This window comes from Janthinobacterium rivuli (assembly GCF_029690045.1).
Taxonomy (GTDB): Bacteria; Pseudomonadota; Gammaproteobacteria; order Burkholderiales; family Burkholderiaceae_D; genus Janthinobacterium; species Janthinobacterium rivuli.
The window spans coordinates 281,948-304,425 of sequence record NZ_CP121464.1; the positions used below are offsets into that span (position 1 = coordinate 281,948).

Annotated in this window: 22 protein-coding genes; 9 read left to right on the forward strand and 13 right to left on the reverse strand. The window is 62.5% G+C overall.

The window, feature by feature from the left end; all coding sequences use genetic code 11:
* Position 1: 1 nt before the first annotated feature.
* On the forward strand, positions 2-178 hold the full coding sequence (gene ccoS / locus P9875_RS01180; RefSeq protein ID WP_035823290.1) for a cbb3-type cytochrome oxidase assembly protein CcoS: 177 nt from the start codon (positions 2-4) through the stop codon (positions 176-178).
* Here ccoS and P9875_RS01185 read toward each other — a convergent pair.
* From P9875_RS01185 to P9875_RS01195, 3 genes are all read right to left on the reverse strand, one after another.
* The gene (locus P9875_RS01185) at positions 166-1,638 is read right to left on the reverse strand and encodes a virulence factor (RefSeq protein ID WP_278317376.1); all 1,473 of its coding nucleotides are present in this window, start codon (positions 1,636-1,638) and stop codon (positions 166-168) included. The two genes, ccoS and P9875_RS01185, sit on opposite strands and share 13 nt — an antisense overlap.
* On the reverse strand, positions 1,638-2,591 hold the full coding sequence (locus tag P9875_RS01190) for an effector protein Tle3 domain-containing protein (protein ID WP_278317377.1): 954 nt from the start codon (positions 2,589-2,591) through the stop codon (positions 1,638-1,640). Before P9875_RS01190 ends, P9875_RS01185 begins: the two co-directional genes overlap by 1 nt.
* 88 nt (positions 2,592-2,679) lie before the next feature.
* The gene (locus tag P9875_RS01195) at positions 2,680-3,573 is read right to left on the reverse strand and encodes a T6SS effector phospholipase Tle3 domain-containing protein (protein ID WP_278317378.1); all 894 of its coding nucleotides are present in this window, start codon (positions 3,571-3,573) and stop codon (positions 2,680-2,682) included.
* A 245-nt stretch (positions 3,574-3,818) separates the two neighbouring features.
* Here P9875_RS01195 and ccoN point away from each other — a divergent pair, with 245 nt between their 5' ends.
* Genes ccoN through P9875_RS01225 form a run of 6 tightly spaced genes read left to right on the forward strand, consistent with a single transcriptional unit; the run spans position 3,819 to position 8,958 of the window.
* The gene (gene ccoN, locus P9875_RS01200) at positions 3,819-5,246 is read left to right on the forward strand and encodes a cytochrome-c oxidase, cbb3-type subunit I (RefSeq protein ID WP_035823294.1); all 1,428 of its coding nucleotides are present in this window, start codon (positions 3,819-3,821) and stop codon (positions 5,244-5,246) included.
* 15 nt (positions 5,247-5,261) lie between these two features.
* Positions 5,262-5,876 carry a cytochrome-c oxidase, cbb3-type subunit II gene (gene ccoO, locus P9875_RS01205; protein ID WP_035823296.1) on the forward strand — a complete coding sequence of 205 codons (615 nt, stop codon included), beginning with the start codon at positions 5,262-5,264 and terminating at the stop codon, positions 5,874-5,876.
* A gap of 1 nt (position 5,877) precedes the next feature.
* Positions 5,878-6,081: a cbb3-type cytochrome oxidase subunit 3 gene (locus P9875_RS01210; RefSeq protein WP_035823305.1), complete on the forward strand. Its 204-nt coding sequence runs from the start codon at positions 5,878-5,880 to the stop codon at positions 6,079-6,081.
* Positions 6,074-6,994 carry a cytochrome-c oxidase, cbb3-type subunit III gene (ccoP, locus tag P9875_RS01215; protein ID WP_278317379.1) on the forward strand — a complete coding sequence of 307 codons (921 nt, stop codon included), beginning with the start codon at positions 6,074-6,076 and terminating at the stop codon, positions 6,992-6,994. The genes P9875_RS01210 and ccoP overlap by 8 nt, the downstream gene beginning before the upstream one ends.
* 2 nt (positions 6,995-6,996) lie before the next feature.
* Positions 6,997-8,379: a cytochrome c oxidase accessory protein CcoG gene (gene ccoG / locus P9875_RS01220; RefSeq protein WP_035823309.1), complete on the forward strand. Its 1,383-nt coding sequence runs from the start codon at positions 6,997-6,999 to the stop codon at positions 8,377-8,379.
* 54 nt (positions 8,380-8,433) lie between these two features.
* Positions 8,434-8,958, forward strand: coding sequence for a FixH family protein (locus P9875_RS01225; RefSeq protein ID WP_278317380.1), 525 nt, complete (start codon positions 8,434-8,436; stop codon positions 8,956-8,958).
* Positions 8,959-8,961: 3 nt separating this feature from the next.
* On the opposite strand, the gene fnr is transcribed toward P9875_RS01225, so the two are convergent.
* Positions 8,962-9,720 carry a fumarate/nitrate reduction transcriptional regulator Fnr gene (fnr, locus tag P9875_RS01230; protein ID WP_035823313.1) on the reverse strand — a complete coding sequence of 253 codons (759 nt, stop codon included), beginning with the start codon at positions 9,718-9,720 and terminating at the stop codon, positions 8,962-8,964.
* A 239-nt stretch (positions 9,721-9,959) separates the two neighbouring features.
* On the opposite strand from fnr, the gene P9875_RS01235 reads away from it, so the two are divergent.
* The gene (locus tag P9875_RS01235; RefSeq protein WP_278317381.1) at positions 9,960-13,034 is read left to right on the forward strand and encodes a response regulator; all 3,075 of its coding nucleotides are present in this window, start codon (positions 9,960-9,962) and stop codon (positions 13,032-13,034) included.
* 96 nt (positions 13,035-13,130) lie between these two features.
* Here P9875_RS01235 and P9875_RS01240 read toward each other — a convergent pair whose 3' ends face one another.
* Genes P9875_RS01240 through modA form a run of 4 tightly spaced genes read right to left on the reverse strand, consistent with a single transcriptional unit; the run spans position 13,131 to position 16,091 of the window.
* Entirely contained in the window at positions 13,131-13,898 is a 768-nt protein-coding gene (locus P9875_RS01240) for a TOBE domain-containing protein (RefSeq protein WP_099403888.1), read from the reverse strand.
* Between the two features lie 40 nt (positions 13,899-13,938).
* Positions 13,939-14,649: a sulfate/molybdate ABC transporter ATP-binding protein gene (locus P9875_RS01245; protein WP_225243185.1), complete on the reverse strand. Its 711-nt coding sequence runs from the start codon at positions 14,647-14,649 to the stop codon at positions 13,939-13,941.
* On the reverse strand, positions 14,646-15,317 hold the full coding sequence (gene modB / locus P9875_RS01250; RefSeq protein WP_278317382.1) for a molybdate ABC transporter permease subunit: 672 nt from the start codon (positions 15,315-15,317) through the stop codon (positions 14,646-14,648). Before modB ends, P9875_RS01245 begins: the two co-directional genes overlap by 4 nt.
* A gap of 15 nt (positions 15,318-15,332) precedes the next feature.
* Entirely contained in the window at positions 15,333-16,091 is a 759-nt protein-coding gene (gene modA, locus P9875_RS01255; RefSeq protein WP_278317383.1) for a molybdate ABC transporter substrate-binding protein, read from the reverse strand.
* Positions 16,092-16,282: 191 nt separating this feature from the next.
* On the opposite strand from modA, the gene P9875_RS01260 reads away from it, so the two are divergent.
* Positions 16,283-17,032, forward strand: coding sequence for a sterol desaturase family protein (locus P9875_RS01260; RefSeq protein ID WP_278317384.1), 750 nt, complete (start codon positions 16,283-16,285; stop codon positions 17,030-17,032).
* A gap of 3 nt (positions 17,033-17,035) precedes the next feature.
* Here P9875_RS01260 and P9875_RS01265 read toward each other — a convergent pair whose 3' ends face one another.
* The 5 genes from P9875_RS01265 to P9875_RS01285 all read right to left on the reverse strand — a co-directional run bounded on the left by P9875_RS01265 (position 17,036) and on the right by P9875_RS01285 (position 22,205).
* Positions 17,036-18,040, reverse strand: a complete 1,005-nt coding sequence (locus tag P9875_RS01265; RefSeq protein ID WP_278317385.1) for a bile acid:sodium symporter family protein — start codon at positions 18,038-18,040, stop codon at positions 17,036-17,038.
* Positions 18,041-18,259: 219 nt separating this feature from the next.
* Entirely contained in the window at positions 18,260-18,622 is a 363-nt protein-coding gene (locus P9875_RS01270) for a BON domain-containing protein (RefSeq protein ID WP_034752546.1), read from the reverse strand.
* A 267-nt stretch (positions 18,623-18,889) separates the two neighbouring features.
* Positions 18,890-20,257 carry a sigma 54-interacting transcriptional regulator gene (locus tag P9875_RS01275; RefSeq protein ID WP_278317386.1) on the reverse strand — a complete coding sequence of 456 codons (1,368 nt, stop codon included), beginning with the start codon at positions 20,255-20,257 and terminating at the stop codon, positions 18,890-18,892.
* Positions 20,254-20,796: a hypothetical protein gene (locus tag P9875_RS01280; protein ID WP_278317387.1), complete on the reverse strand. Its 543-nt coding sequence runs from the start codon at positions 20,794-20,796 to the stop codon at positions 20,254-20,256. Before P9875_RS01280 ends, P9875_RS01275 begins: the two co-directional genes overlap by 4 nt.
* On the reverse strand, positions 20,793-22,205 hold the full coding sequence (locus tag P9875_RS01285) for a HAMP domain-containing sensor histidine kinase (RefSeq protein ID WP_278317388.1): 1,413 nt from the start codon (positions 22,203-22,205) through the stop codon (positions 20,793-20,795). Before P9875_RS01285 ends, P9875_RS01280 begins: the two co-directional genes overlap by 4 nt.
* Positions 22,206-22,478 lie beyond the last annotated feature (273 nt).

The window sequence follows — 22,478 nt, forward strand, 5'->3', positions numbered from 1 at the left end:
CATGGAAGCACTGTATCTTCTCATCCCCTTGAGCGTCGTGGTCGTCTTCATCGCCCTGTGGGTGTATTTCACGGCCTCGGACAGCGGCCAGTTCGACGACCTCGTCGGACCGGGCCTGCGCGTCTTGCAGGACGACGATACGCCAGCGCCCGACGCCACGCCGCCTCAGCGCGAATAACCCTGCGACCCCGGCCGTGCATCGAAGCGCCGGCCCCACCACGGCAGGAACACGGTATTGCCGCCGCGTGCGCGGAACCACGGCTGTTCGTGGTCGACGGGCCGCACCACGGCCGGCGGCGCCACCACCACGGCAGTCACACTTTCGCTGTCGCTGCTGCCCGCCACCAGTACGGGCCGGCCCACGTGGTTGGCATGGGCGATGGCCAGCGCCACGTTCGTCAGCGCCGTGCCGGCGCCCGTCTCGCCCAGCAGCGCCGGCATGTTGAACGTCTGCTGGTTGAAATCGAAGTCGGGCAATTGCTGCGTCAGGCTTTGCGCCAGCGGGCCGAGCCGTTCTGAGGAAACAGGATAGGCGGCGCCGGCATCGTGGATGACGTAGCCGATGGCATCGTCATTCAATTGCACGTTGCGGGCGGCAGCGTCGATGGCGTGGCTCCAGGCCTGCGCGGCGCGCGGAGACTGTCCCTTGCCGGCGGTGAAATCGGCGACCTGGCGCGTGGCGGGAAAGCCCAGCCAGGCCAGCGGCGCACGCTCCGTCTTGTAGCCGGGGCCGGCCAGCACCAGCAAGACCATGTTTTCATTGATCTGCTCATCCTTGGGCGGATAACTGGGCGCATCCCAGTTCATCACCCACACCGTCTTGTCGGGATTGGCCTGCAGGTAGGCCAGACCCGCCGCCAGGGACGTAAAGCCCGCATTCGCGCCGCCCATGGTGACGCGCACGTCGGGCGGCGTGGCCGTGGTCCAGGAATCGGGGAAGGAGGGGTTGCCGATGCTGAAGGCATCAGTAATCGTTTCAACGACATATTTTCCCGCCTCGTCCGGATCAAGGCGTCCAGCCGGCAACGCATATTCCACATGGATGCCGGCCAGTTCACGGCGCGTGGATTTGTCAGTCAGCGAATGGGCGTTGTAAAAATACTCTTTGTTGGAAAAGTAAATATCCCGGAAAAGATAAATCAATTCTTCCACATACTTTTCATGATACCCATTGAATGTTTCCCGCCCCTTGTTGCCGGAAGCGATCATGCCAATCGATTGCACCTTGCCAAAGCGCACAGGGTTCTCTTTCACTTTGCTATCGTCCTTGTTTGGCTTGGCCAGCCCAAGTGTCCACAGCAATTGCCACTCGGTCGGATAGTCGCGTCGCTGCAGGGGATTGAGCCACTGCACGCCCACGACCTGCGCAATGTAAGGCTGCGCGGGCGCAGCAGGGATGACGGCGGCAACCGGTACTGCGACAGGCGCCTTGTTGGCGCAGGCCGAGGTCAGGAAAAGGACGGCAAGCGCCAGCAATGCCGGCATTAACAATAGTCGTTTCATCAGCAATCCTTCTTCAAGAGGAACATCGATTGGCCCGGTCTGCAATATCGACCAGAGTGCAATACCAGCCACAAGACTGAATACGCACATGCTCCAGCCCAGCCTGCGCGGAAAGGTAGCAATCAAGTTACGCATCAGGAGGTCTCCGGGCGCTTGTACATACGCTCATCCACAATTTCCGAAGGCATGCGCCCTGTGCTGCCATAACTTTGAACCCACGCCAATAACGGCTTTTTTTTAAACAAACCAAGCTTGAAATATTCAAAAAAAATTCTGTTTGAATTACCCCTTTTTTCCAACTCCTTCAACAATCGCCAATCCGCAATCACTCTCAACTCTCGCATCGCCTCCTCGCCGATATGCCCCACCCCAATCGCCACGTCATACGCCAGCGCCTTTTCCGCGTGCTGCGGATTGGTCAGGATGGTGGAATGGTCGGTCGCATGCGTGTCGCAGGTGGCCGCCAGTTGCCCCTGGATTTCCTGCTTGCGCCATTGCAAATATTCCGGCGTGGCGGTGGACAGGTCGTCTTCCATCATGGCCTTGCCGTCATTGCCGTCCAGCTTTTCGCGGCGGGCCTTCATGCGCAGGCGTGCATGGTCTTCGTAGCGCAATGTCGCCTCGGTATCGCGGTCGCCCTGCGGCGTGCCGCCCACGCTTGTATCGGCATACGGCTCGCCTGCCGGGCGCACCTTGCCCACCTGGCGGTGCGTGCCGGGCGGATCGATATCCTGGTCGAACTTGGGGCTGGGTACACCGAAGCGCACGGCCTGCGGTGTAAACACTTCCGGCAAAGCGGGCGCCGTCACGGGGATGCGCCAGTCGTTGGGCGGGATGGCGTGGATGGGGATCTTCAGCATCCGCATGAGGGCCGAGGTGGCGGCGGCGGTGCGCCTGGTCGCCGTCCTGCCCGCCTCGCTGCTGCTGGCGCGCACACCCTTGTTGGGATCATATTTGGAAATCGGCGAATGCGGATGCCAGAAATCGGCGCTGCCCCGTGCGGGCTGGCGATAGTGATTGCTCCAATAATCATAATCGCCGTGCTGGCCAACGGGAAAGCCCTGAGCGAAGACGCGCTGGGTAAACACGCCGTCGCCGCGCGTGGCCTTGATCTCTTCGGCGCTGAGACCCAACCAGCCGATGCCCTGGATGGGCGTGGCGGCGCGCCTTGCCGCTTTACCGGCCCACATTGCCATCGACATCCCTGACTTGCCCCTGCAACCAGCCTTCGGTGTCGTTTCTGCGCAACAGGCTGTACGGTGGATTGCACAAGACATAAGTATCGGCCACGCAACGGCCGCTTTTGCCTGCCGCATCTTTCACGTCAGCCATCTTGTTGCCCAGAAACGCGGCCGCCATGCCTACCATATTGCCCTGGCTGTGGCAGACGAGGGTAATCGGCACGTCGGCCTGCTGCTGGCGGATGGCCGCTACCAGGTGCGCCAGGCGCAAAGCCGCCAGCACGAAGTAGGGGCGCGGCGGACAGGCATACACGATACGGTCGTTGACGGGATTGAGGTGTTCGATGTGTATCCACAGGAAGAGGGCGTCCGACAAGCCCTCGCCCCACAGATCCGGCAGCGATGAGCAGCCATTCGCGAACGGGCCGCCGCCCCAGTAAGCATGTTCGTTCAGGTAGACCGAATCGCCATACGCCTGCAACTCCTTGTCGCTGGCCTTGTAGCCCCAGCGGAACTGGATCACGGGGGAAAAATGCGCTGGCGGCGCGATAAAGGTGCTGGCCGTATAGTCGGGATCGACGTAGCCGTCATCGCTCAGCTCGCTCCGATAGCTCACCGGCGTCAACTGCCCGCCCTGCGCCGTGGCATGCGCCATGTGCTCGTCGCAGCGCTTCATGCGCGTGTTCAGGCCGGCGCACAGGCCGGCTTCGGCCGCGCGGTACCACTCGCCGTCGGAATTGACGCCATGCACGAAGATGACGATGCCCGGCAACGGCGCCTGCACCAGGCAAGCGAGCTTGCCGTGATCGAACAGGGTCGTGCCATCTGCCTTGCCGACGAGCAGGTCCACCTGGGCATCCAACGGGTCGCAGCGTTCAGGGTCTTCCATGGCGGGCCTTGAGCGTGTCTGGACTCGCCACTGTAAGCCCTTGCCGCCATGCACGTTTTACGCCACATCAAGCCCCTGTTGCAGGGATCTTGCATGGCTTTTTTGACCGAAATATCACTTTATTTCGATGCCAGTTCGCTACGCTTATTTCATCCGGGGAATTTTGATCCACATCAAAGTTTTTTCTCGGTCAAACACTTACTCTCTGGCCACCATCATAAATAGTAATTCCAGGGAGAGTCTTTGTGGATCAATCGCTGAACTATAACTACAAGATCGTGAAGCAATTCGCGGTCGCTACTGTGGTATGGGGCATCATCGGCATGCTGGTTGGCGTTATCATCGCCGCTCAGCTGGCCTGGCCTGCCCTGAACCTCGATATACCATGGCTGACATACGGACGCTTGCGTCCGCTGCACACGAATGCGGTGATTTTCGCCTTCGGCATCTGCGGCCTGTTCGCCACCTCGTACTACGTTGTCCAACGCACCTGCCAGGTGCGCCTGTTTTCCGACAAACTGGCCGCCTTCACGTTCTGGGGCTGGCAAGCGGTGATCCTGTGCGCCGTCGTCACCCTGCCCATGGGCATGACACGCGGCAAGGAATACGCGGAACTGGAATGGCCTATCGCCATCCTCATCGCCATCGTCTGGATCGCCTACGCCATCGTGTTCTTCGGCACCCTGATCAAGCGCAAGGTAAAACACATCTACGTGGCCAACTGGTTCTTCGGCGCCTACATCCTGGCCGTGACGATTTTGCACGTGGTCAATGGCGCCGTCATGCCAGCCTCGTTCACCAAGTCGTATTCCGCGTATGCGGGCGTGCAGGACGCCATGATCCAGTGGTGGTACGGCCATAACGCGGTGGGTTTCATCCTGACCGCCGGCTACCTGGGCATGGTTTACTACTTCATCCCGAAACAGGCCGAGCGCCCCGTGTACTCGTACCGTTTGTCGATCGTCCACTTCTGGGCGCTGATCTTCACCTACATGTGGGCGGGCCCGCATCACCTGCACTACACGGCATTGCCTGACTGGACGCAATCGATCGGCATGGTCTTCTCGCTGGTCCTGCTGGCACCAAGCTGGGGCGGCATGATCAACGGCATCATGACCCTGTCGGGCGCCTGGCACAAGCTGCGCACCGATCCGATCCTGAAATTCATGATCGTCTCGCTGTCGTTCTACGGCATCGCCACCTTCGAAGGTCCGATGATGTCGATCAAGACCATCAACTCGCTGTCGCACTACACCGACTGGACCGTTGCCCACGTGCATGCGGGCGCTCTGGGCTGGGTGGGCTTCATCACCATGGGTTCGATCTACTATCTGCTGCCACGCCTGGCGGGCCGCACGCAGATGCACAGCACGCGCCTGGTCGATGTGCACTTCTGGGTGGCCACCATCGGCATCGTGCTGTACATCGCCGCAATGTGGATCGCCGGCGTGATGCAGGGCCTGATGTGGCGCGCGGTCAATCCGGACGGCACCCTGACCTACACCTTTGTCGAGAGCGTGAAAGCGACGTATCCGTACTACGTGGTGCGCGTGGCCGGTGGCCTGCTGTACCTGTCGGGTATGTGCATCATGGGCTACAACACCTGGATGACCTTGCGCGGCAGCAAACTCCCCGTCGCCCGCATTCCGGAACTGAACGCGGCGCACGCCTGATAGGAGCATAAGCAAATGAAATTTTCACATGCATGGATTGAGAGAAACCCCTGGCTGCTGATCGCCCTGGTCACGGTGGTGATCAGCATCGGCGGCGCCGTCGAGATCGTTCCCCTGTTCTTCCAGAAGAGCACGACGGAGCCGGTCGCCGGCCTGAAGCCGTATTCGCCGCTGCGCCTGGCGGGCCGCGACATTTACGTGCGCGAAGGCTGCTACAACTGCCACTCGCAGATGGTGCGTCCGCTGCGCGCGGAAACGGAACGCTATGGCCACTATTCGGTCGCTGGCGAATTCGTCTACGACCATCCGTTCCAGTGGGGTTCCAAGCGCACGGGGCCCGACCTGGCCCGCGTGGGCGCGCGCTACAGCGACGAATGGCACCGCACGCACTTGAACAACCCGCGCGACGTGGTGCCCGAGTCGAACATGCCGTCCTACCCCTGGCTGGCGAAGACCAAGCTGGTGCCTGACGAAATCATGCCGAAGATGCGCGCCCTGAAACGCCTGGGCCAGCCGTACAGCGATGAAGAGATCGCCGCCGGCCCCGCGCAGCTGCAGGACAAGACGGAAGAAGACGCCCTGGTCGCCTATCTGCAAGGCCTCGGTACATTAATCAAAACAAGGAATTAGCATGGCAATCGAAAACCTGTTTGACAGCGCCAGCAGCGTCATGACGGTGGTTTCCTTTACGACGTTCGTGGGCATCCTGTGGTGGACGTTCAGCCGCAGCAACAGCGACTTCGACGCGGCGGCACGCCTGCCGTTCGCCGATGACGCGCTCGACTATCCGGCCGAGGCCGAGATGAACCTGGCGAAGGAGCATCACCATGGCTGACTTTACCAATGGCTTCTGGAATATCTACATCGTCGTGCTGTCCCTGCTGGGCATCATCGGCTGCGGCGTGCTGCTGTACTCGCAGTCGAAAATCAAAGTGGTCGAGGGCGCCCCTGCCGACGGCACCACGGGCCACGTCTGGGACGAGGACTTGAAGGAACTCAACACGCCGATGCCGCGCTGGTGGATGTGGTTGTTCTACATCACCATCGTCTTCGCGCTGGCGTATCTGTTCCTGTACCCGGGCCTGGGCACCTATGCCGGCAGCCTGGGCTGGAAATCGACGGGCCAGTACGAGGAAGAGCTGAAGAAGGCGGAAGCCGACTACGGTCCCCTGTTCAACAAGTACCTGAGCCAGGACATCAAGACGGTGGCCGCCGATCCGCAGGCGCAAGCCATCGGCCAGCGTCTGTTCCTGACCTACTGCGCGCAATGCCACGGTTCGGATGCGCGCGGCAACAAGGGCTTTCCCAACCTGACGGACAAGGACTGGCTGTATGGCGGCGAACCCGACATCATCAAGACCACCATCCTGCACGGCCGCAATGGGCAGATGCCACCGATGGGCGCCGCCCTGGGCTCCGAAAAGGATGTCGAGAACGTGGCCCATTATGTGCTGAGCCTGTCCGGTTCGACCTCGGATCCCGTCAAGTCGGTGCTGGGCAAGGCCAAGTTTGGCGCCTGCATGGCCTGTCATGGCGCCGATGCCAAGGGTAACCAGATGCTCGGCGCGCCGAACCTGACGGACAAGACCTGGCTGTACGGCGGCAGCGCCGACACCATCATGGAAACCGTACGCAAGGGACGCAGCAACACCATGCCTGCCTTCAGCGATTTCCTCGGCGAATCCAAGGTACACGTGCTGTCGGCGTATGTCTGGAGCCTGTCGAATCCGCAGGCACCCGCCAAGTAAAAATGGAACCTCAAGTCATCAAGATGTATGCGGCCCGCGAGCAGATCTACCCTCGCGAGGCCAAAGGACGCTACGCTACCTGGCGATGGGTATGCGTATGGCTTACCCAGCTCGCGTTCTACGGCTTGCCGTGGTTGACCTGGAATGGCAGGCAAGCCCTGCTGTTCGATTTGACCACGCGCAAGTTCTACATTTTCGGCGTCGTGCTGTGGCCCCAGGATTTCATCTATCTGGCGGCCCTGCTGATCATCTGTGCGTATTTGTTGTTCCTCGTCACGGCCATTGCCGGGCGGGTGTGGTGCGGGTTCTCTTGCCCGCAAACGGTATACACGGAAATTTTCCTGTGGGTCGAACGCCGCATCGAGGGTACGCGCAGCGCGCGCATGGCCCTCGACAAGCAGGGCCCCTCCGTGCGCAAGGCGTTCAAGAAGACGGCCAAGCACCTGGCATGGGGCGCCATCGCCCTGTGGACGGGCTTTACCTTTGTCGGCTATTTCACGCCGATCAAGGAACTGGCGCAGTCGGTGACCACCCTGAACTTCGGTCCTTGGGAATGGTTCTGGGTCTTGTTCTACAGCCTGGCAACCTACGGCAACGCGGGCTGGCTGCGCGAGCAGGTGTGCAAATACATGTGCCCCTACGCGCGCTTTCAGAGCGCCATGTTCGACCAGGACACCTTGATCATCACCTACGATGCCAAGCGCGGCGAACCACGCGGCGCCATGAGCAAGAAGGCTGGCAACAACGACAAGCTGGGCGACTGCATCGATTGCACCCTGTGCGTGCAGGTGTGTCCGACCGGCATCGATATCCGCAACGGCCTGCAGTATGAATGCATCGGCTGCGCCGCCTGCGTCGATGCCTGCAACAGCGTGATGGACAAGGTCGAGCGGCCGCGTGGCCTGATACGCTACAGCACCGACCATGCGATGGAAAACAACTTCAATTCGAAGCAGATACGCCAGCGCGCCATGCGCCCACGCGTCCTGATCTACACTTCCATCCTGGCCCTGATCATCATCGCCGTATGTACCTCGCTGGCCCTGCGCACGCCCCTGAAAATGGACGTGATCCGCGACCGCGGTTCGATGGGACGCGAAGTGGAAGACGGCATGATCGAAAACGTCTACCGCCTGCAGATCATGAACACGTCCGAGCAAAGCCAGCATTTCAAGATCAGCGCTTCCGGCTTGCCGGGCCTGACCTTGCTGACGCGTGAAGAAGTGACCTTGCAGCCGACGGAAACGCTGGGCTGGCCGATCCGCCTGCGCGTGCCGCACGGCGTCGGCGAGAAGGGTTCGAACAAGATTGCGATCGAATTGCAATCGCTGGACAACCCCTCGCTGCATGTGCGCGAAAGCGCGGTATTCATCGTGCCGCGTTAAAGCAGGAAGGCCGGTTCCCGCATGGGGACTGGCCGTTTACACAGGAGAAATACCATGTCCGACAGTCTGAAACTGCAGCCTCCCGTTGCACCGTGGTACAAGCATCGCTGGCCATGGCTGCTGATGATCGGTCCCGGCCTGTCCGTGGTCGTCGGCAGCTTCATGGGCTATATCGCGTTTACGCAGCCCGATGCGCTGGTGGTGGGCGACTATTACAAGCAGGGCAAGGCGATCAACCAGGATTTGAAGCGCGACACGATCGCCAGCGACCTGGCGATGGCTACCAGCTTGTCCTACGACGTGGCGTCAGCGCGCCTCAGTGGTTCCGTGCACAGCTTCGGCAAAGCTTACCAGGGTCCGCTGCAGCTGCACCTGGCGCATGCGACCCTGCCGGAAAAGGACATCAAGCTGCTGGTGCGGCCCGATGCGGCCGGCAATTTCTCGGTGGCGCTGCCGATGCTCGAGCGCAGCCGCTGGCAAGTGCTGGTGGAAAACGACAAACGCGAGTGGCGCCTGTCCGGCATCTGGACCTGGCCGCTGCAACGCAGCATCGCGCTGCACGCCGATGAAGAGCTGTAGGCCTTATTTGCAGACGTCGGTACCGGCCGTGATGGCCTTCAATTTTGCCGGCTGCAAGATTTCAATTTCTCGGTTCGAGACGCGCAGCCAGCCTTCCTTCTTGAACTTCGACAGCAGGCGGCTGACGCTTTCGATGGTCAGGCCCAGGTAGTTGCCGATTTCCTCGCGCGACATGCGCAGCTGGAATTTGCTGCTCGAATAGCCGCGCGCTTCATAGCGCGACGCCAGGTTGACGATGAAGGCGGCAAAACGCTGCGTCGCCTGCATATTGCCCAGCAATAGCATGACGCTTTGCTCGCGCGTGATTTCCTGACTCATCATGCGGTGGAAATGGCGCAGCAGGGTCGGCATATTGCCCAGCAATTGTTCCAGGCTGGAAAACGGGATTTCACACACTTCGCTGTCTTCCAGCGCCACCGCATTACAGTGGTGGCGGTCGGCGCTGATGGCGTCCATGCCCAGCAGTTCGCCGGCCATCTGAAAGCCCGTCACCTGCTCTTCGCCACCGGGATTGATCTGGTACGTCTTGAAGTGCCCCAGGCGGATCGCGTACAGGTTCTGGAACGAGTCGCCGATGCGGAACAGCGAGGCGCCGCGCACGATCTTGCGGCGGCGGCCGATGATCTGGTCCAGCCTGTCCATGTCGCCCATATCGAGGCCCATCGGCAGGCACAATTGATGCATGCTGCAGGTCGAGCATCGCGCACGCAACGCTTCCACGTTCACTGTAGGCAAGGTTGGAGTGAGTAGCGCTTCAGTCATGTCGGTACCTTTTAGAAAATGCAACAACAAGTTTACTGCATACAGGGTTGCCGTGTGCCAATTTCACGGCAATTTCGCTGAATAAACGACGTTCCGACTTTAATTATATGGCAACATCGTCAAAAGCCCATGCGGGGAGGGCAATTTGCGCGGCGCCGCTTGCCAAGCTGGGGTATTGATAGGAAAATTCCTGACAGCATTACTTGCCGCCTGTGCCGTCCGGTACTGAAAAGGAAATCATGAAGCCTCTCGGCATCAAAGCAAAAGTCGCGCTGGCCACCAGCCTGACCTCGATCGCCATGATCGCGCTGGTCACCATGATCCAGGTGCAGCACATGCGCGACGACTTCACCCGAGTACTGCTGAGCCAGCAGTCATCCCTGATCAGCCGCACCGCTGCCGAGCTCGACGACAAGCTGGGCATGCTGCTGCAGATCGTCACCCTGACGGCCCGGCAGCAGCCGCCGGAACTGATCGCCCGGCCCGCCCAATTGCGCGAATACTATTCGCGCCGCTCGATGCTGGTGCTGTTCGACGACGTGCTGGTGCTCGACGCGCAAGGCGCCGTCGTGGCCGACATGCCGGAAGTGCCGGGGCGCGCCGGCATCAATGTTGCCGAGCGCGAGTATTTCCAGACCGTCCTGCGCACGCGCCAGCCCATGATCACCGAACCGATGCTGGGCAAGTCGAGCGGCATGCCCATCGTGCAGATGGTGGCGCCCGTGCTCACCGCCGATGGCCAGGTGGCCGGCGTGGTGATCGGCGTGCTGCGCCTGTACAAGGACAATCTGCTGGGGCGTTTGCGCTCGGAAAAGGTCGGCAAGAGCGGCTATTACTTCATCCTCACGCGCGGCGCCGTGCCGCGCTACGTGCTGCACCCCGATACCAGCCGTTTGCTGCAGCCGCGCCAGCCGAACGCCAATCTGACGACGACCCAGCTGCTGAAGGAAGATGGCGAAGGCAGCATGGTCAGCACCAACAGCCGCGGCATCACGGCCGTCAACAGCTTCAAGCGCCTGAAATCGGTGAACTGGCTGCTGGCCAGCTCGCTGCCCGTCGACGATGCCTTCGAACCATTCGATGGCGTGCTGTACCGGCTGGTGCTGTGGAGCATCCTTGCCTCGCTGCTGGCCGCCTTTGTTCTGGGCTGGGTCACCGTGCGCCTGCTGTCGCCGCTGGTGCGCCTGCGCGACACCCTGCTGGCCCTGCGCACCAGCGGCAGCCGTTTCACCCCCGTGCCGGTGCAGCAGCGCGACGAGATCGGCGAACTGACGGAAGCGTTCAACGGCCTGATGAGCGAACGCGACCGCCTGCAGCAGGAACTCGAAGCGCGCGCGGCGGAGCTGGAGCAGGAACGCGACCGGGCCGAGGCGGCCAACCGCGCGAAGAGCGATTTCGTGGCCAACATGAGCCATGAAATCCGCACGCCCCTCAATGCCGTGCTGGGCATGGTGTATTTGCTGGGCAATACCAGACTCGACACGGAACAGCGCAAGTATCTGACCATGGTCAGAGTGGCGGGCCAGTCGCTGCTGGGCATCCTCAACGACGTGCTCGACTATTCGAAGATCGAGGCGCGCCGCATGGAATTGTCGCCCGTCGAATTCGACCTCGACGAAGTCATGAATACCCTGGCCACGACGATGACGATGAATGCGGGCGAAAAGGAACTGGAACTGGCCATCGCCGTCGAACCCGACGTGCCGCGGCGCCTGGTGGGCGACGCCCAGCGCCTGCAGCAAATCCTCGTCAACCTGGCCGGCAACGCCATCAAATTTACCGAGAGCGGCGAAGTGGTGGTGGCCGTCAGCCTGGCCGAGAGAGAGAGCGGCCGCGCCTGGCTGCGCTTCGAAGTGCGCGACACGGGCATCGGCATGACGGAACTGCAGCAACAGCAGCTGTTCGCCGCGTTTTCGCAGGGCGACCAGAGCATCACGCGGCGCTTCGGCGGCACGGGCCTGGGCCTGGCCATCAGCAAGCAGCTGATCCACATGATGGGCGGCGACATCGCCGTCGCCAGCAGCGAAGGCAAGGGCAGCCGCTTCTGGTTTAGCGTGCCCTTCGAGATGCTGGCGCAGCCGGCGGAAACGCGGCGCACGCCGGCGCTGGGACAGCTGCGCCTGCTGGTGGCCGACGACAACCGCACCACGCGCGAACTGATCGTCAAGCTGATCGAGGCGTGGGGCTGGCTGGCCGACGAAGTGGACTCCGGCTTTGCCGCCATCGAACTGTACCGCGAACGCCTGGCCCAGCAGCAACCGTACGACGTGGTGCTGGCCGACTGGCACATGCCCGTCATGGACGGTCTGGCCACGGCCAAGGCCATCCGCCAGGCGGCCAGCGGCCAGCGCCAGCCCATCGTGGTGATGGTCAACGCCTTCGCCCGCAACCACCTGGAGGAAATCTCCAGCGCGGCCGAGGCCGACGTCGTGCTGATGAAGCCGATCACGGGATCGAGCCTGTTCGACGCCCTGCACCAGGCGCTGATTGCCAAGGACGACGGCGGCGAACAGCGCATCCTGCACCAGCCGCTGGGCACGGAACTGGCCGGCGTGCATTTCCTGCTGGTGGAAGACAATCATTTGAACCAGGCCGTGGCGCGCGGCATCCTCGAACACATGGGCGCCACCCTGGACGTGGTGGGCGACGGCTTGCAAGCCGTGGAACGGCTGCGCACGGAAGCGCTGCGCTACGACATCGTGCTGATGGACATGCAGATGCCCGTCATGGACGGTTTCAGCGCCACCCACATCATCCGCACGGAACTGCGCTTGGGCCTGCCCGTGATCGCCATGACGGCCGGCGTGCTGGCGTCCGAGCGCGAGCGTTGCATGACGGCCGGCATCAGCGATTTCATCGCCAAGCCCGTCGTGGTGGAAGAGATGATGGAAGTCATCCTGCGCCACCTGCCCAAGCGCCCGCCAGTGCAGACGGCCGAGCCGGTGACAGTTGCCGATGAGGAAGTGTTTTCCATGGCGCCGCTGATGCGCGTGATGGGGCGCGACGCGAAGGGGCGCGGCGTGCTGCGGCGCATGGTCGAAGACGCGCTGAACAAGGGCATGACGCCCGTGCGCGACGCCGAAACCGCGTTGCAGGCTGGCCGCCACAGCGACGTGGCGCGCATCCTGCACAGCGTGCGCGGCTCCGTCGGCACCCTGGGCACGAAACGCCTGATCCGCGCCGCGTTCGCCACCGAGGAAGCCATCGATGCGGGACGCTTTGATGAGGTGCCGGCGCTGCTGGCGCACACGGCGCTGGAGCTGGAACTGGTGCTGGCGGCGGCGGGGGATTGGTTGTCGAGGCTAAAAGATTAAAAAGGTAGGTCGGATTAGCGGTGGCACGCCGCGTAATCCGACAACATTGTTGGCGGATCATGTCGGATTACGCGCAAGCGCTAATCCGACCTACGCTTATGCGGGTACGCCCAGAATCACGCTCGACGCCTTGAACATCGCCGTCACGCTGCTGCCAAGCGCGATGCCCAGGTCGGTACTGCTCTGATTCGTGATGATGGCGGCAATCGTGCCGCCGCGCGGCAGGTCCAGCACCACTTCCGTATTGACGGCGCCCGTCTGCACGCGCGTCACCGTGCCGGCCAGCTGGTTGCGCGCGGAAAAGCGCGCGCCTTCGCTGTCGGTCACGAGGATGATGGACGAAGCCTTGATCAGCGCGAACGCTTCCGCGCCCGGCACCAGGCCCAGGCTGGCGCTGCTGCCCTGCGTGACGATGGCCACGATGTGCTGTCCGCCCGGTAATTCCAGGGTGACTTCGTCGTTGACGGCGCCCTGTTTCAGTTCGGCCACCTTGCCCAGGAATTGATTGCGCGCCGTCGTTTTCATGGCCATTCTCCGTATGAGTAAAAGATCGTCGGCGATGCCTTCGGCCTGGCTGCCCAACTGGCGCAGGTAGCGCGCATGCTCGCGCTCGATGATGCGGAAATTGTCGACCAGCTGGCGTCCCCGTGGCGTGAGCCGCGTGCCGCCGCCGCCCTTGCCGCCCGTCAGGCGCTCGACCAGCGGTTCGCCGGCCAGGTTGTTCATCGCGTCGATGGCATCCCAGGCCGCCTTGTAGCTCATCTTGACGAGCTTGGCCGCCTGCGTGATGGAGCCGCATTCGGCGATGGCGCCCAGCAATTCCACCCTGCCGGCGCCGCCCAGGTTTTCTCCGCCCACCGTCATCCATACCGAGCCTTCTAGGCCGATTTCCGCTGCCGCTGATTTATCCAATGCGTTCACCCAATGCCATGTGGTCTTCCCTGTTATCGATCTGTCCGTCGCGCAAGTACAGCACGTGCTCGCCCAGGATGCGCGCATCTTCCGGATCGTGCGTGATCAGGATCATGGGCACGTCCAGACGCTGCTGCCACTGGCTCAGCTCCAGGCGCATTTTGACACGCAGGGCCGGATCGAGGGCGGCAAACGGCTCGTCGAGCAGCAGCGCGCTCGGCTCGGCCACGAGCGCCCTCGCCAGCGCCACCCGCTGGCGCTGGCCTCCGGACAACTCGTCGGGGAACTGATGCGCCAGTTCCTGCAAGTGGAAGGCATCGAGCCAATGCTCGACTTTCTGCAATTTTTCGCGCGCGCGCGGGTTGAACCAGCCGCGCGCCAGGCCGAAGCCCACGTTCTGGCGCACCGTCAGATGCGGGAACAGCGCGTAATCCTGGAACAGGTAGGCGACATTGCGCTGCTGCGGCGGCAGATTGATGCCGGCGGCCGAATCGAACAGGGTGCGCCCGTTCAGGCGGATATGGCCTGCATCAGGCGTGAAGAGTCCGGCAATGGCTTTCAGGGTCATGCTCTTGCCGGCGCCGGACGGGCCATACATGGCGATGCGCTGGCTGCCGGAGGTGCATCGCACCTGCAGGTCGAAACGGCGTTTGCCGGAGCGCAAGGTGGCGCGGAGGTCGAGGTCGAGTTGCATAGTGGTCATTTATGAGCGACGCGCCCGGGCGCCAGGCGACCAGCAGTCAGCAGCACCACGATACAGACCAGGGAGGTGATCAAGACCAGCGTATTGGCCAAGTCATCCTTGCCCGCCTGCACGGCTTCAAACACGGCCACCGACAGGGTTTGCGTCTTGCCGGGGATGCTGCCGGCCACCATCAGGGTGGCGCCGAACTCACCCAGCGCGCGCACAAAACCCAGCAGCACGCCGGCCAGGATGCCGCGCCAGGCCAGTGGCAACGTGACGCGAAAGAAAATCGCCAGCTCGGAAATGCCCAACACGCGGGCCGCCTGCTCGAGCTGGCCGTCGACGGCCTCGAAGGCGGCGCGCGCGGGCTTGAAGACGAGGGGAAAGGCGACCACGGTGGAAGCGATCACGGCGCCCTGCCACGTAAAGATGAGGTTGATGCCGAAGTTGTCCTGCAGCCAGATACCCAAGGTGCCGCGCCGGCCCAGCAGCACCAGCAGGTAATAGCCGAGCACGGTCGGCGGCATCACCATCGGCAGGGTCAACAGGGCGTCGAGCAGCTCGCGCCCGGGAAAACGCGTGCGCGCCAGCAGATAGCCCGTGCCGATGCCGAGCAACAAGTTGAGCGCCGTGGCCCATGCCGCCACTTTGAGCGACAGGGCCAGCGCGGTCCAGGCGATATCCATGTGCAGTCGTTTGCTTTATGGCTTTTTAAATCCGTACTTGGCGAGGATGGCTTGCGCCGGCGCCGTCTGCAAATAGCTGACAAAACGCTTCGCTTCGGCCGCATTGCCGCTGCCCTTGATGGTGGCGATCGGGTACAGCACGGGCGCTTCCAATGGCACCTCCAGCACCACGTTGACCTTGCCTTTCATGATGGCCGCGTCGGTGGCGTAGACAAAGCCCGCATCGACTTCGCCGCGCGCCACGTAGTCGAGCGACTGGCGCACGTTCTGCGTGCCGATGGCCTTCGCTTGCACGGCGTCCCACAGCTTCGCCTTCTTCAAGGCGCCTTCGGAGTAACGGCCGACGGGCACGCTGGCCGGGTTGGCGATGGCCACGCGGGTCACATCCTTGTGCGTCAGATCCGTCAGGCTCTTGATGCCCAACTTGCTATCGTGCGGCACGATCAGCACCAGGCTGTTGCCGACGAAGTCCATGCGGTCGGCCGGCAAGACGAGGCCCTGCTTTTGCGCCGCATCCATGGTTTCCTGGTCGGCCGAGGCAAACACGTCCACGGGCGCGCCCTTGACGATCTGCTGCAGCAGCACGCCCGAGGCGGCGAAGTTCAGGGATACCTTGCTGCCCGGATACTGCGCCTCGTAGCTTTGCGCCGCATCCTTGAACGCATTCGTCAGGCTGGCCGCGGCCGACACGACCACTTCGCCGGCAAGGGCGGAGGTGGCGGCGGTGGCGAGAAGAGCGGTGCCAAACAGGCGGGCGAGGGAGGTGAGGCGCATGGTCGTATCCTGTAAAGTGAACGGTGACAAGGAGCGTAATATACACGGATATATAGCGTTCTGCCATCGCCTAGGTCAAGGCAATGCCAATGGCATTGACAGTTGAGGATAGCCGGACTATTTTTAACAAGAATATCCACTATTTCCAGGGTTAAACGATGGGATATGCGGCGATACTGCTTGGCCCCTCGATGCTGCTGGCGGTCATTCTCCTGGCATTGGCCATCGAGAAGCGCCATCCCCTGGAACAGCAGCCTGCGGGCGCGTCGCGCTTCAATCTGGCATATATGGTCATCTATGCCGCCAGCGGCGCCATGCTGGCTCCGCTCACGGCCATCGTCACGGTGCGGCTGGTCAATGCGGCCGGAGGCGGGCTCATCGATCTCGACGCGTCAGGCTCGATGCTGGCGCCGGCATTCATCGTGTATGCCTTCTGCATGGATTTTCTGGAATACGCCTTTCATCGCGTGCAACACCGCATACCCGCCCTGTGGGCCATGCATTCCTTCCATCACAGCGATACGGCAATGAATGCCAGCACCACGACCAGGCACTATTGGGCCGAAGCGGGCATCAAGGCACTGACTATCTATCTGCTTGCGGGGATCTTGTTCAAGACCAACATGGTGATTTTGGGAATGTACGGAATCCTGGGCTTGTATCATGTTTTCCCGCATATGAATGTCCGGGTCGGCTTTGGCCGCTGCTGGATGTTGTTCAATTCACCGCAGTACCATCGCGTTCATCACTCTGTGCAAGCGGAACATTTCAACCGTAATTTCGCAGGGCTGTTCCCCGTCTTCGACCGGCTGTTCGGCACCCACCATATTCCACGCGCGGGAGAATATCCACCGACGGGTCTGGACACGGGCAAGGCGCCGGGAACCTTGCTTGACGCGCTGACGTGGCCAGTGCGCAGCAAGGCCCGGCCCGTCCCCTAGACCCTAGACGCGCGCCGCCGCCGCCTCGTCGCGCCGCGCATACCGTTGCGCAATCACGGCGCAAATCATCAGCTGAATCTGGTGGAACAGCATCAGCGGCAGAATCACCATGCCCAGCGAACGCGTGGAAAACAGCACCTTGGCCATGGGCACGCCGCTGGCCAGGCTTTTCTTCGAGGCGCAAAAGACGATGGCGATTTCGTCTTCCTTGTTGAACCCCAGGCGGCGGCTGACAAAGGTGGAAATACCCAACACCAGCGCCAGCAGCAGGGTGCTGATCAGGCCCAGCGCGACCAGCGTTTCCACCGAAATCGTATGCCACAGGCCTTCGCTGACGGCTTCGCTGAAGGCTGTGTAAACCACCAGCAAGATCGAACCCTGGTCGACGTATTTCAGGGTGGCTTTGTGGCGGTCGACCCAGCGGCCGATCCAGCGACGCAGGAACTGGCCGGCCAAAAACGGCAACAGCAGCTGCATGACGATGGACAGCACGGCGTCCACCGACGACTTGCTTTCCGCGCCCTTGGCCACCAACAAGCCGACGAGGATGGGGGCGAGGAAAATGCCGATGAAGTTCGAGGCCGAGGCGCTGCAGATGGCGGCCGGCACGTTGCCGCGCGCCATGGCCGTCATGGCGATCGACGATTGTACCGTGGACGGTAATGCGCACAGAAACAAGATGCCCATGTACAGGTCGGGCGTGAGAAACGTCAGCGCCAGCGGGCGCAGGGCCAGACCCAGCAGCGGAAACAGGACAAAAGTGCTGGCCAGCACCAGCAAGTGCAGGCGCCAGTGCATGGCGCCGGCCACCACGGCTTCGCGCGACAGCTTGGCACCATGCAGGAAGAATAGGGCGCCGATGGCGACGGTGGTAATGTTGCCGAAGACCACGGCCGTCTGGCCCGTGCAGGGCAGGAAAGTGGCCAGCGCCACGGTGACGAGCAGGGCGAGGGTGAAATTATCGGGTTTCATATTGCGCAGCAGGGCAGCGGGAGAAAAAGAAGACATGCGGTAGCCTGGTAACGGTGCAGCCTTGCAACAGCATGCTGTGCCGGGGATGACAAACAGCGCCGGGAGCGGCGCCAGTGCTGGCTATTCTACCTGCATTGTCCGGCTCCTTGCCCAGCTCCTTGCCTGGCGGCATGGCTTGCCCGGTAAAACCACGCGGGCAAAAAAATGCCCTGTCCGCAGACAGGGCAACCCGGAGTAAAGTACAGCGCGAGGGGATTAGCCGGCGGCTTTGACTTTCAGCTCGTTCTTGATTTCTTTCACGCCGCTCACGGAAGCGACGATCTGCACGACGCGGTCACCCGCTTCGGCGCTCGGCACGTCGCCCGACAGAACGACCACGCCTTGCTGGGTTGCAACCTTGACTGGCAGGGCAGCGGCTTGCGCATCGGCGCTCAGGGCGGCCTTGGCCGAGGAAGTGATGGTTTCATCAGGGACGGCGGCGGCGGCATTGGCGGCCACGACGGTGTCAGCAGGAGCTTGTGCTTTTGGTGCGGAGTCAGCGGCATGCGAAGCGGTGATCGAGGCGCCCGACAGTACGATTGCGGCGACCAGGGTATTGAACAGTTTCGATGTTTGCATGGTAGTTCCTCTCAATGAAGTTAAAAGCTTCTTACTTGGATAAAGCAACACTTTGAAGCGTCACATCTACCCATACAGCAAGCACCGTGCCAGCTTTTAAATTCCATTTAAAATCAAAGACTTAGATTCACACTCGATTTTGCCAGCCCATTTCGCGGCGATCTGGCCGAAAAAACGGGGCTTTTTGTCGCCAGACAGCGACAAGGTATGGCAACAATATCAATGTTTCCAGATAAGTCGTTGATTATGAATACTTTATTTTTGTCGCTATTCAGCGACAGGGTCGCCATCGCCCCGAAACAGGGCCGGCGTCAGCTCGTATTTCTGCAATAAGCGGTAGAACTCCGTGCGGTTGCGGTCGGCCAGGCGGGCCGCGTCGGCCACGTTGCCATCCGTCAGGCGCAGCAGCTGGATCAGGTAGTCGCGCTCGAAGCGCTGCTTGGCTTCGTTATAGCTGAGCGCTTCCAGCGACGGCACGCGCAGGGCCCGCTGCACCAGCGACAAGGGCACCAGCGGCGCCGTCGCCAGCGCGCACACTTGCTCGACGACATTGACCAGCTGGCGCACATTGCCAGGCCATGGCGCGCTGACCAAGGCCGTGAGGGCGTCGGGCGCGAAGCCGTTCAACGGTTTCTGGTACTTGGCCGCCAGCTTCTGCAGGAAATGGTTCGCCAGCAGAGAGATATCTTCGCGGCGCTCGGCCAGCGGCGGCAGGGTCAAGGTGACCACGTTGAGGCGGTAATACAGGTCTTCGCGGAATTGCCCTTCCGCCATGGCCACGTCGAGGTCGCGGTGCGTGGCGGACAGCAAGCGCACGTCGACCGGACGCGTCTGGTCGGCGCCGACGGGACGCACGGCCCGCTCCTGCAGCACGCGCAGCAGTTTTACTTGCAGCGGCAGCGGCATGTCGCCGATCTCGTCCAAAAACAGGGTGCCGCCATCGGCCGCCTGAAACAAGCCTTCACGGTTGCCGACGGCGCCCGTAAACGAGCCCTTCACGTGGCCAAACAGTTCCGATTCCAGCAACTGCTCGGGAATGGCGCCGCAGTTGACGGCGATGAACGGCGCCTTGGCGCGGCGGCTGGCGTTGTGCAGGGCGCGCGCCAGCAATTCCTTGCCCGTGCCGCTGGGGCCACGGATCAGGATGCTGGCATCGGATCCGGCCACCAGCTTGGCTTCGGCCAGCAACTCGGCCATCTGTGAACTACGGCTGATCAGCTCGGCGCGCCAGCTCTCGTCGCCCGATGCTGGCGCCGGCATGACGGTGGACAAGTTAATCGCATACGCCACTTTTTCCATCAAGAGCTTGCCGTCGAACGGCTTCGTCAGATACGCAAACGCGCCGCGCGCCGTCGCGTCGACGGCGTCGGGGATGGTGCCGTGGGCTGTGAGCAAGATGACGGGCAGGGCCGCATGCTGGCGGCGGATTTCATCGAACAGGGCCAGGCCGTCGCGGCCCGGCAATTGCACGTCGGTAATGACCAGGGCCGGCAATTCCACGGCCAGGCGCGCCAGCGCCGCTTCCGCGCTGCCCACGGCCGTCACGCGGTAATTGCCCGCCTTCAGGCGGATGGTCAGCAGGCGCAGCAGGTCGGGGTCGTCGTCGACCAATAAGATGTGGGCGTGCTCGCTCATTTCGGCGCTCCCGCGGCGGGGCGCACGGACAGGCTGCGCTCGATGTTTTTCAGCGCCTCGAGTTTTTCATTGAGCAAGTCGATGCGGCGCTGGGCGTCGCGCAGCTGCGTGTTGAGCTTGTCGATGCTCTCTTCCTGGCGGCGCAGTTCCGCATACTGGCTGCCCAGCAATTGCGCCAGCGGCGCCAGCAGTTGCGCGTCCTTGCCCGTGGCCGTGGCCAGCGGTTCCAGCAAGGCTTGCGCGCGAGCCAGGTCGCCGGGACCGCGCAAGGCCGCTTGCAGCATGGCACGGCGCAGCGTGTTGTGCGGCGCATGATCGGCTTTCGCCAGATCCAGCTGCGCCTTCACCAGTTCCGACGGCGTCATCAGGCGCAAGGCGCTTTGATACGCGAGCAGTTCCGTCAGCTGGGGGTCCATCACCACCACCACGCGCGGCGGCGTTTGCACCAGCACGGGCGTCTGGATGGGGGGCTTGGCGGCGCAAGCGCCCAAGAGCAATGCGCAGGCGGCCATGCCGGCCAGGGAATTTCTCGTCATCATAAGGGCAGTTCTATCCGAAAATGCGCGCCGGCGGGGCGCGGTAAAAGAGTGACGCTGCCATCATGGGCGGCGATATATTCGCGCACGATGGACAGGCCGATGCCATTGCCGTTGCGCGCGCCAGCCGCCTGGCGCACTCCCTGGTAAAACGGTTCAAAAATGCGCGCGGCATCCTCGGGCGCCACGCCAGCGCCTTCGTCGATGCAGTCGATGCGTACACGGCCGCCTTCGCAAGACAGGGTGAAATGCACGGTGCCGCCTTCCGGGCTGAAGCGCACGGCGTTCGACAGCAAATTCGCCAGCGCCGTCGCCAGCTTGTCGCGGTCGGCCTGCACGATCAGGGACTCGCCCTGCACCTCGACCGTCAACCGGCGCGCCAGCCATTGCAGGCGCTGCCCGGCCACCACATCTTGCAGCAAAACGAGCAAGTCGACCTTGCTGTACGCCAGATGCTGCGCGTCAAAAGCGGCGGTATTGTAGCGCAGCAAGTCTTCGATCTGGGTTTGCAGGGATGCCGTGTTTTGCTGCAGGATGCCGGCGATTTCACGCTGGCTGTCGCTGAGCTTGCCGGCCACCTCGTCTTCCAGCAAGGCCACGCCTTCGCGCAGGGCAGCCAGCGGCGTCTTCAGTTCGTGCGAGATGTGCCGCAGAAAACGTTCCTTGTCGGCATCAAGGTCGGCCAGGCGCTGGCGCAGCCAGTCGAGCTGCTGGCCCAGGCGGCGCGTGTCGGCCGGGCCGCCGACGACGATGGGCTGGTCGTAGCGCTTGTCGCCCAGGCGCCCGATGGCCGTCTCGATGCGGCGCAGCGGACGCGACAGCAGGAAGCCGAAGCAGGTGGCCAGCACGGCCGCCAGCAGCACGGCGCCACCGACCAGCACGCCCAGCAGGCGGCGCTGGCGTTCCAGCTCGGCCAGCAGGGCGTCGTTGCGGCTGCCGATTTCCGTCTTGCTTTCGCGCGCCAGACTGTCATTGATTTGCGTCATGCGGGCAAACGCGCGGTACACAACAGCGTGGCCATCGCGCTTGCGGCGCTTGCCGGCCTGTAAAACTTCCCACGCCGCTTGCGCCTGCACCGTCCATTCGTCGGCCAATTGCGTGGCGAACTCGGGCGTGGCGCGGTTCAGCACTTGCAGCGCCGCCGTCGCTTCGTCGCGGGCCGCCGCGTAGCGTTCGCGGAAGACGGGATCGTCGAGCACGAGGAATTGGCGCGCGCTGCGCTCCATGGCCAGGGTGCGCTCGGACAGGCGCTGCGATTGTTCCGTCAGGGCAATCGCCTGCGCCGCCGTCTCGCGCCCCAGCCGCGCCAGGTGCTCCAGGGTCAGCAGGGCTTGCACGGAGGTGGCCGTCAAAATGCCCGTCGTCAAAATGAAGGCGGCAAATAACAGTTGGCGAAAGGAAAGTCGGGACAAGATAGGCGCCTTCGGTTCAGTCTGGATGACAAAAGGCGCATGGTACGCTAAGCGTTCATTCGGAGACGCCACCCACCCGTGAATGATCAATTTAGCAAGACTGTCGCTTTTCCGGCTGCCAGCAAAGCCCCGGCGGCGGCGCGCGAATACTCCTAGTACAATAGGGAAAAACTTCACGCAGGCATCAAAGTGGCCTGGCCTTGACACCCCGCTTGGCGACAGGCCCTGGCATTGCGCCACTTTGCCCCCACATGTGATGCAGCCCCACCGACA

Bases quoted from the DNA above. Each gene is read 5' to 3' on its own strand.
- ccoS (WP_035823290.1), top strand. From the start codon at position 2: ATGGAAGCACTGTATCTTCTCATCCCCTTGAGCGTCGTGGTCGTCTTC.
- P9875_RS01185 (WP_278317376.1), bottom strand. From the start codon at position 1,638: ATGCGTAACTTGATTGCTACCTTTCCGCGCAGGCTGGGCTGGAGCATG.
- P9875_RS01195 (WP_278317378.1), bottom strand. From the start codon at position 3,573: ATGGAAGACCCTGAACGCTGCGACCCGTTGGATGCCCAGGTGGACCTG.
- ccoO (WP_035823296.1), top strand. From the start codon at position 5,262: ATGAAATTTTCACATGCATGGATTGAGAGAAACCCCTGGCTGCTGATC.
- P9875_RS01210 (WP_035823305.1), top strand. From the start codon at position 5,878: ATGGCAATCGAAAACCTGTTTGACAGCGCCAGCAGCGTCATGACGGTG.
- ccoP (WP_278317379.1), top strand. From the start codon at position 6,074: ATGGCTGACTTTACCAATGGCTTCTGGAATATCTACATCGTCGTGCTG.
- ccoG (WP_035823309.1), top strand. From the start codon at position 6,997: ATGGAACCTCAAGTCATCAAGATGTATGCGGCCCGCGAGCAGATCTAC.
- P9875_RS01225 (WP_278317380.1), top strand. From the start codon at position 8,434: ATGTCCGACAGTCTGAAACTGCAGCCTCCCGTTGCACCGTGGTACAAG.
- fnr (WP_035823313.1), bottom strand. From the start codon at position 9,720: ATGACTGAAGCGCTACTCACTCCAACCTTGCCTACAGTGAACGTGGAA.
- P9875_RS01235 (WP_278317381.1), top strand. From the start codon at position 9,960: ATGAAGCCTCTCGGCATCAAAGCAAAAGTCGCGCTGGCCACCAGCCTG.
- P9875_RS01240 (WP_099403888.1), bottom strand. From the start codon at position 13,898: ATGACGGTGGGCGGAGAAAACCTGGGCGGCGCCGGCAGGGTGGAATTG.
- P9875_RS01245 (WP_225243185.1), bottom strand. From the start codon at position 14,649: ATGACCACTATGCAACTCGACCTCGACCTCCGCGCCACCTTGCGCTCC.
- modB (WP_278317382.1), bottom strand. From the start codon at position 15,317: ATGGATATCGCCTGGACCGCGCTGGCCCTGTCGCTCAAAGTGGCGGCA.
- modA (WP_278317383.1), bottom strand. From the start codon at position 16,091: ATGCGCCTCACCTCCCTCGCCCGCCTGTTTGGCACCGCTCTTCTCGCC.
- P9875_RS01260 (WP_278317384.1), top strand. From the start codon at position 16,283: ATGCTGCTGGCGGTCATTCTCCTGGCATTGGCCATCGAGAAGCGCCAT.
- P9875_RS01265 (WP_278317385.1), bottom strand. From the start codon at position 18,040: ATGTCTTCTTTTTCTCCCGCTGCCCTGCTGCGCAATATGAAACCCGAT.
- P9875_RS01270 (WP_034752546.1), bottom strand. From the start codon at position 18,622: ATGCAAACATCGAAACTGTTCAATACCCTGGTCGCCGCAATCGTACTG.
- P9875_RS01275 (WP_278317386.1), bottom strand. From the start codon at position 20,257: ATGAGCGAGCACGCCCACATCTTATTGGTCGACGACGACCCCGACCTG.
- P9875_RS01280 (WP_278317387.1), bottom strand. From the start codon at position 20,796: ATGATGACGAGAAATTCCCTGGCCGGCATGGCCGCCTGCGCATTGCTC.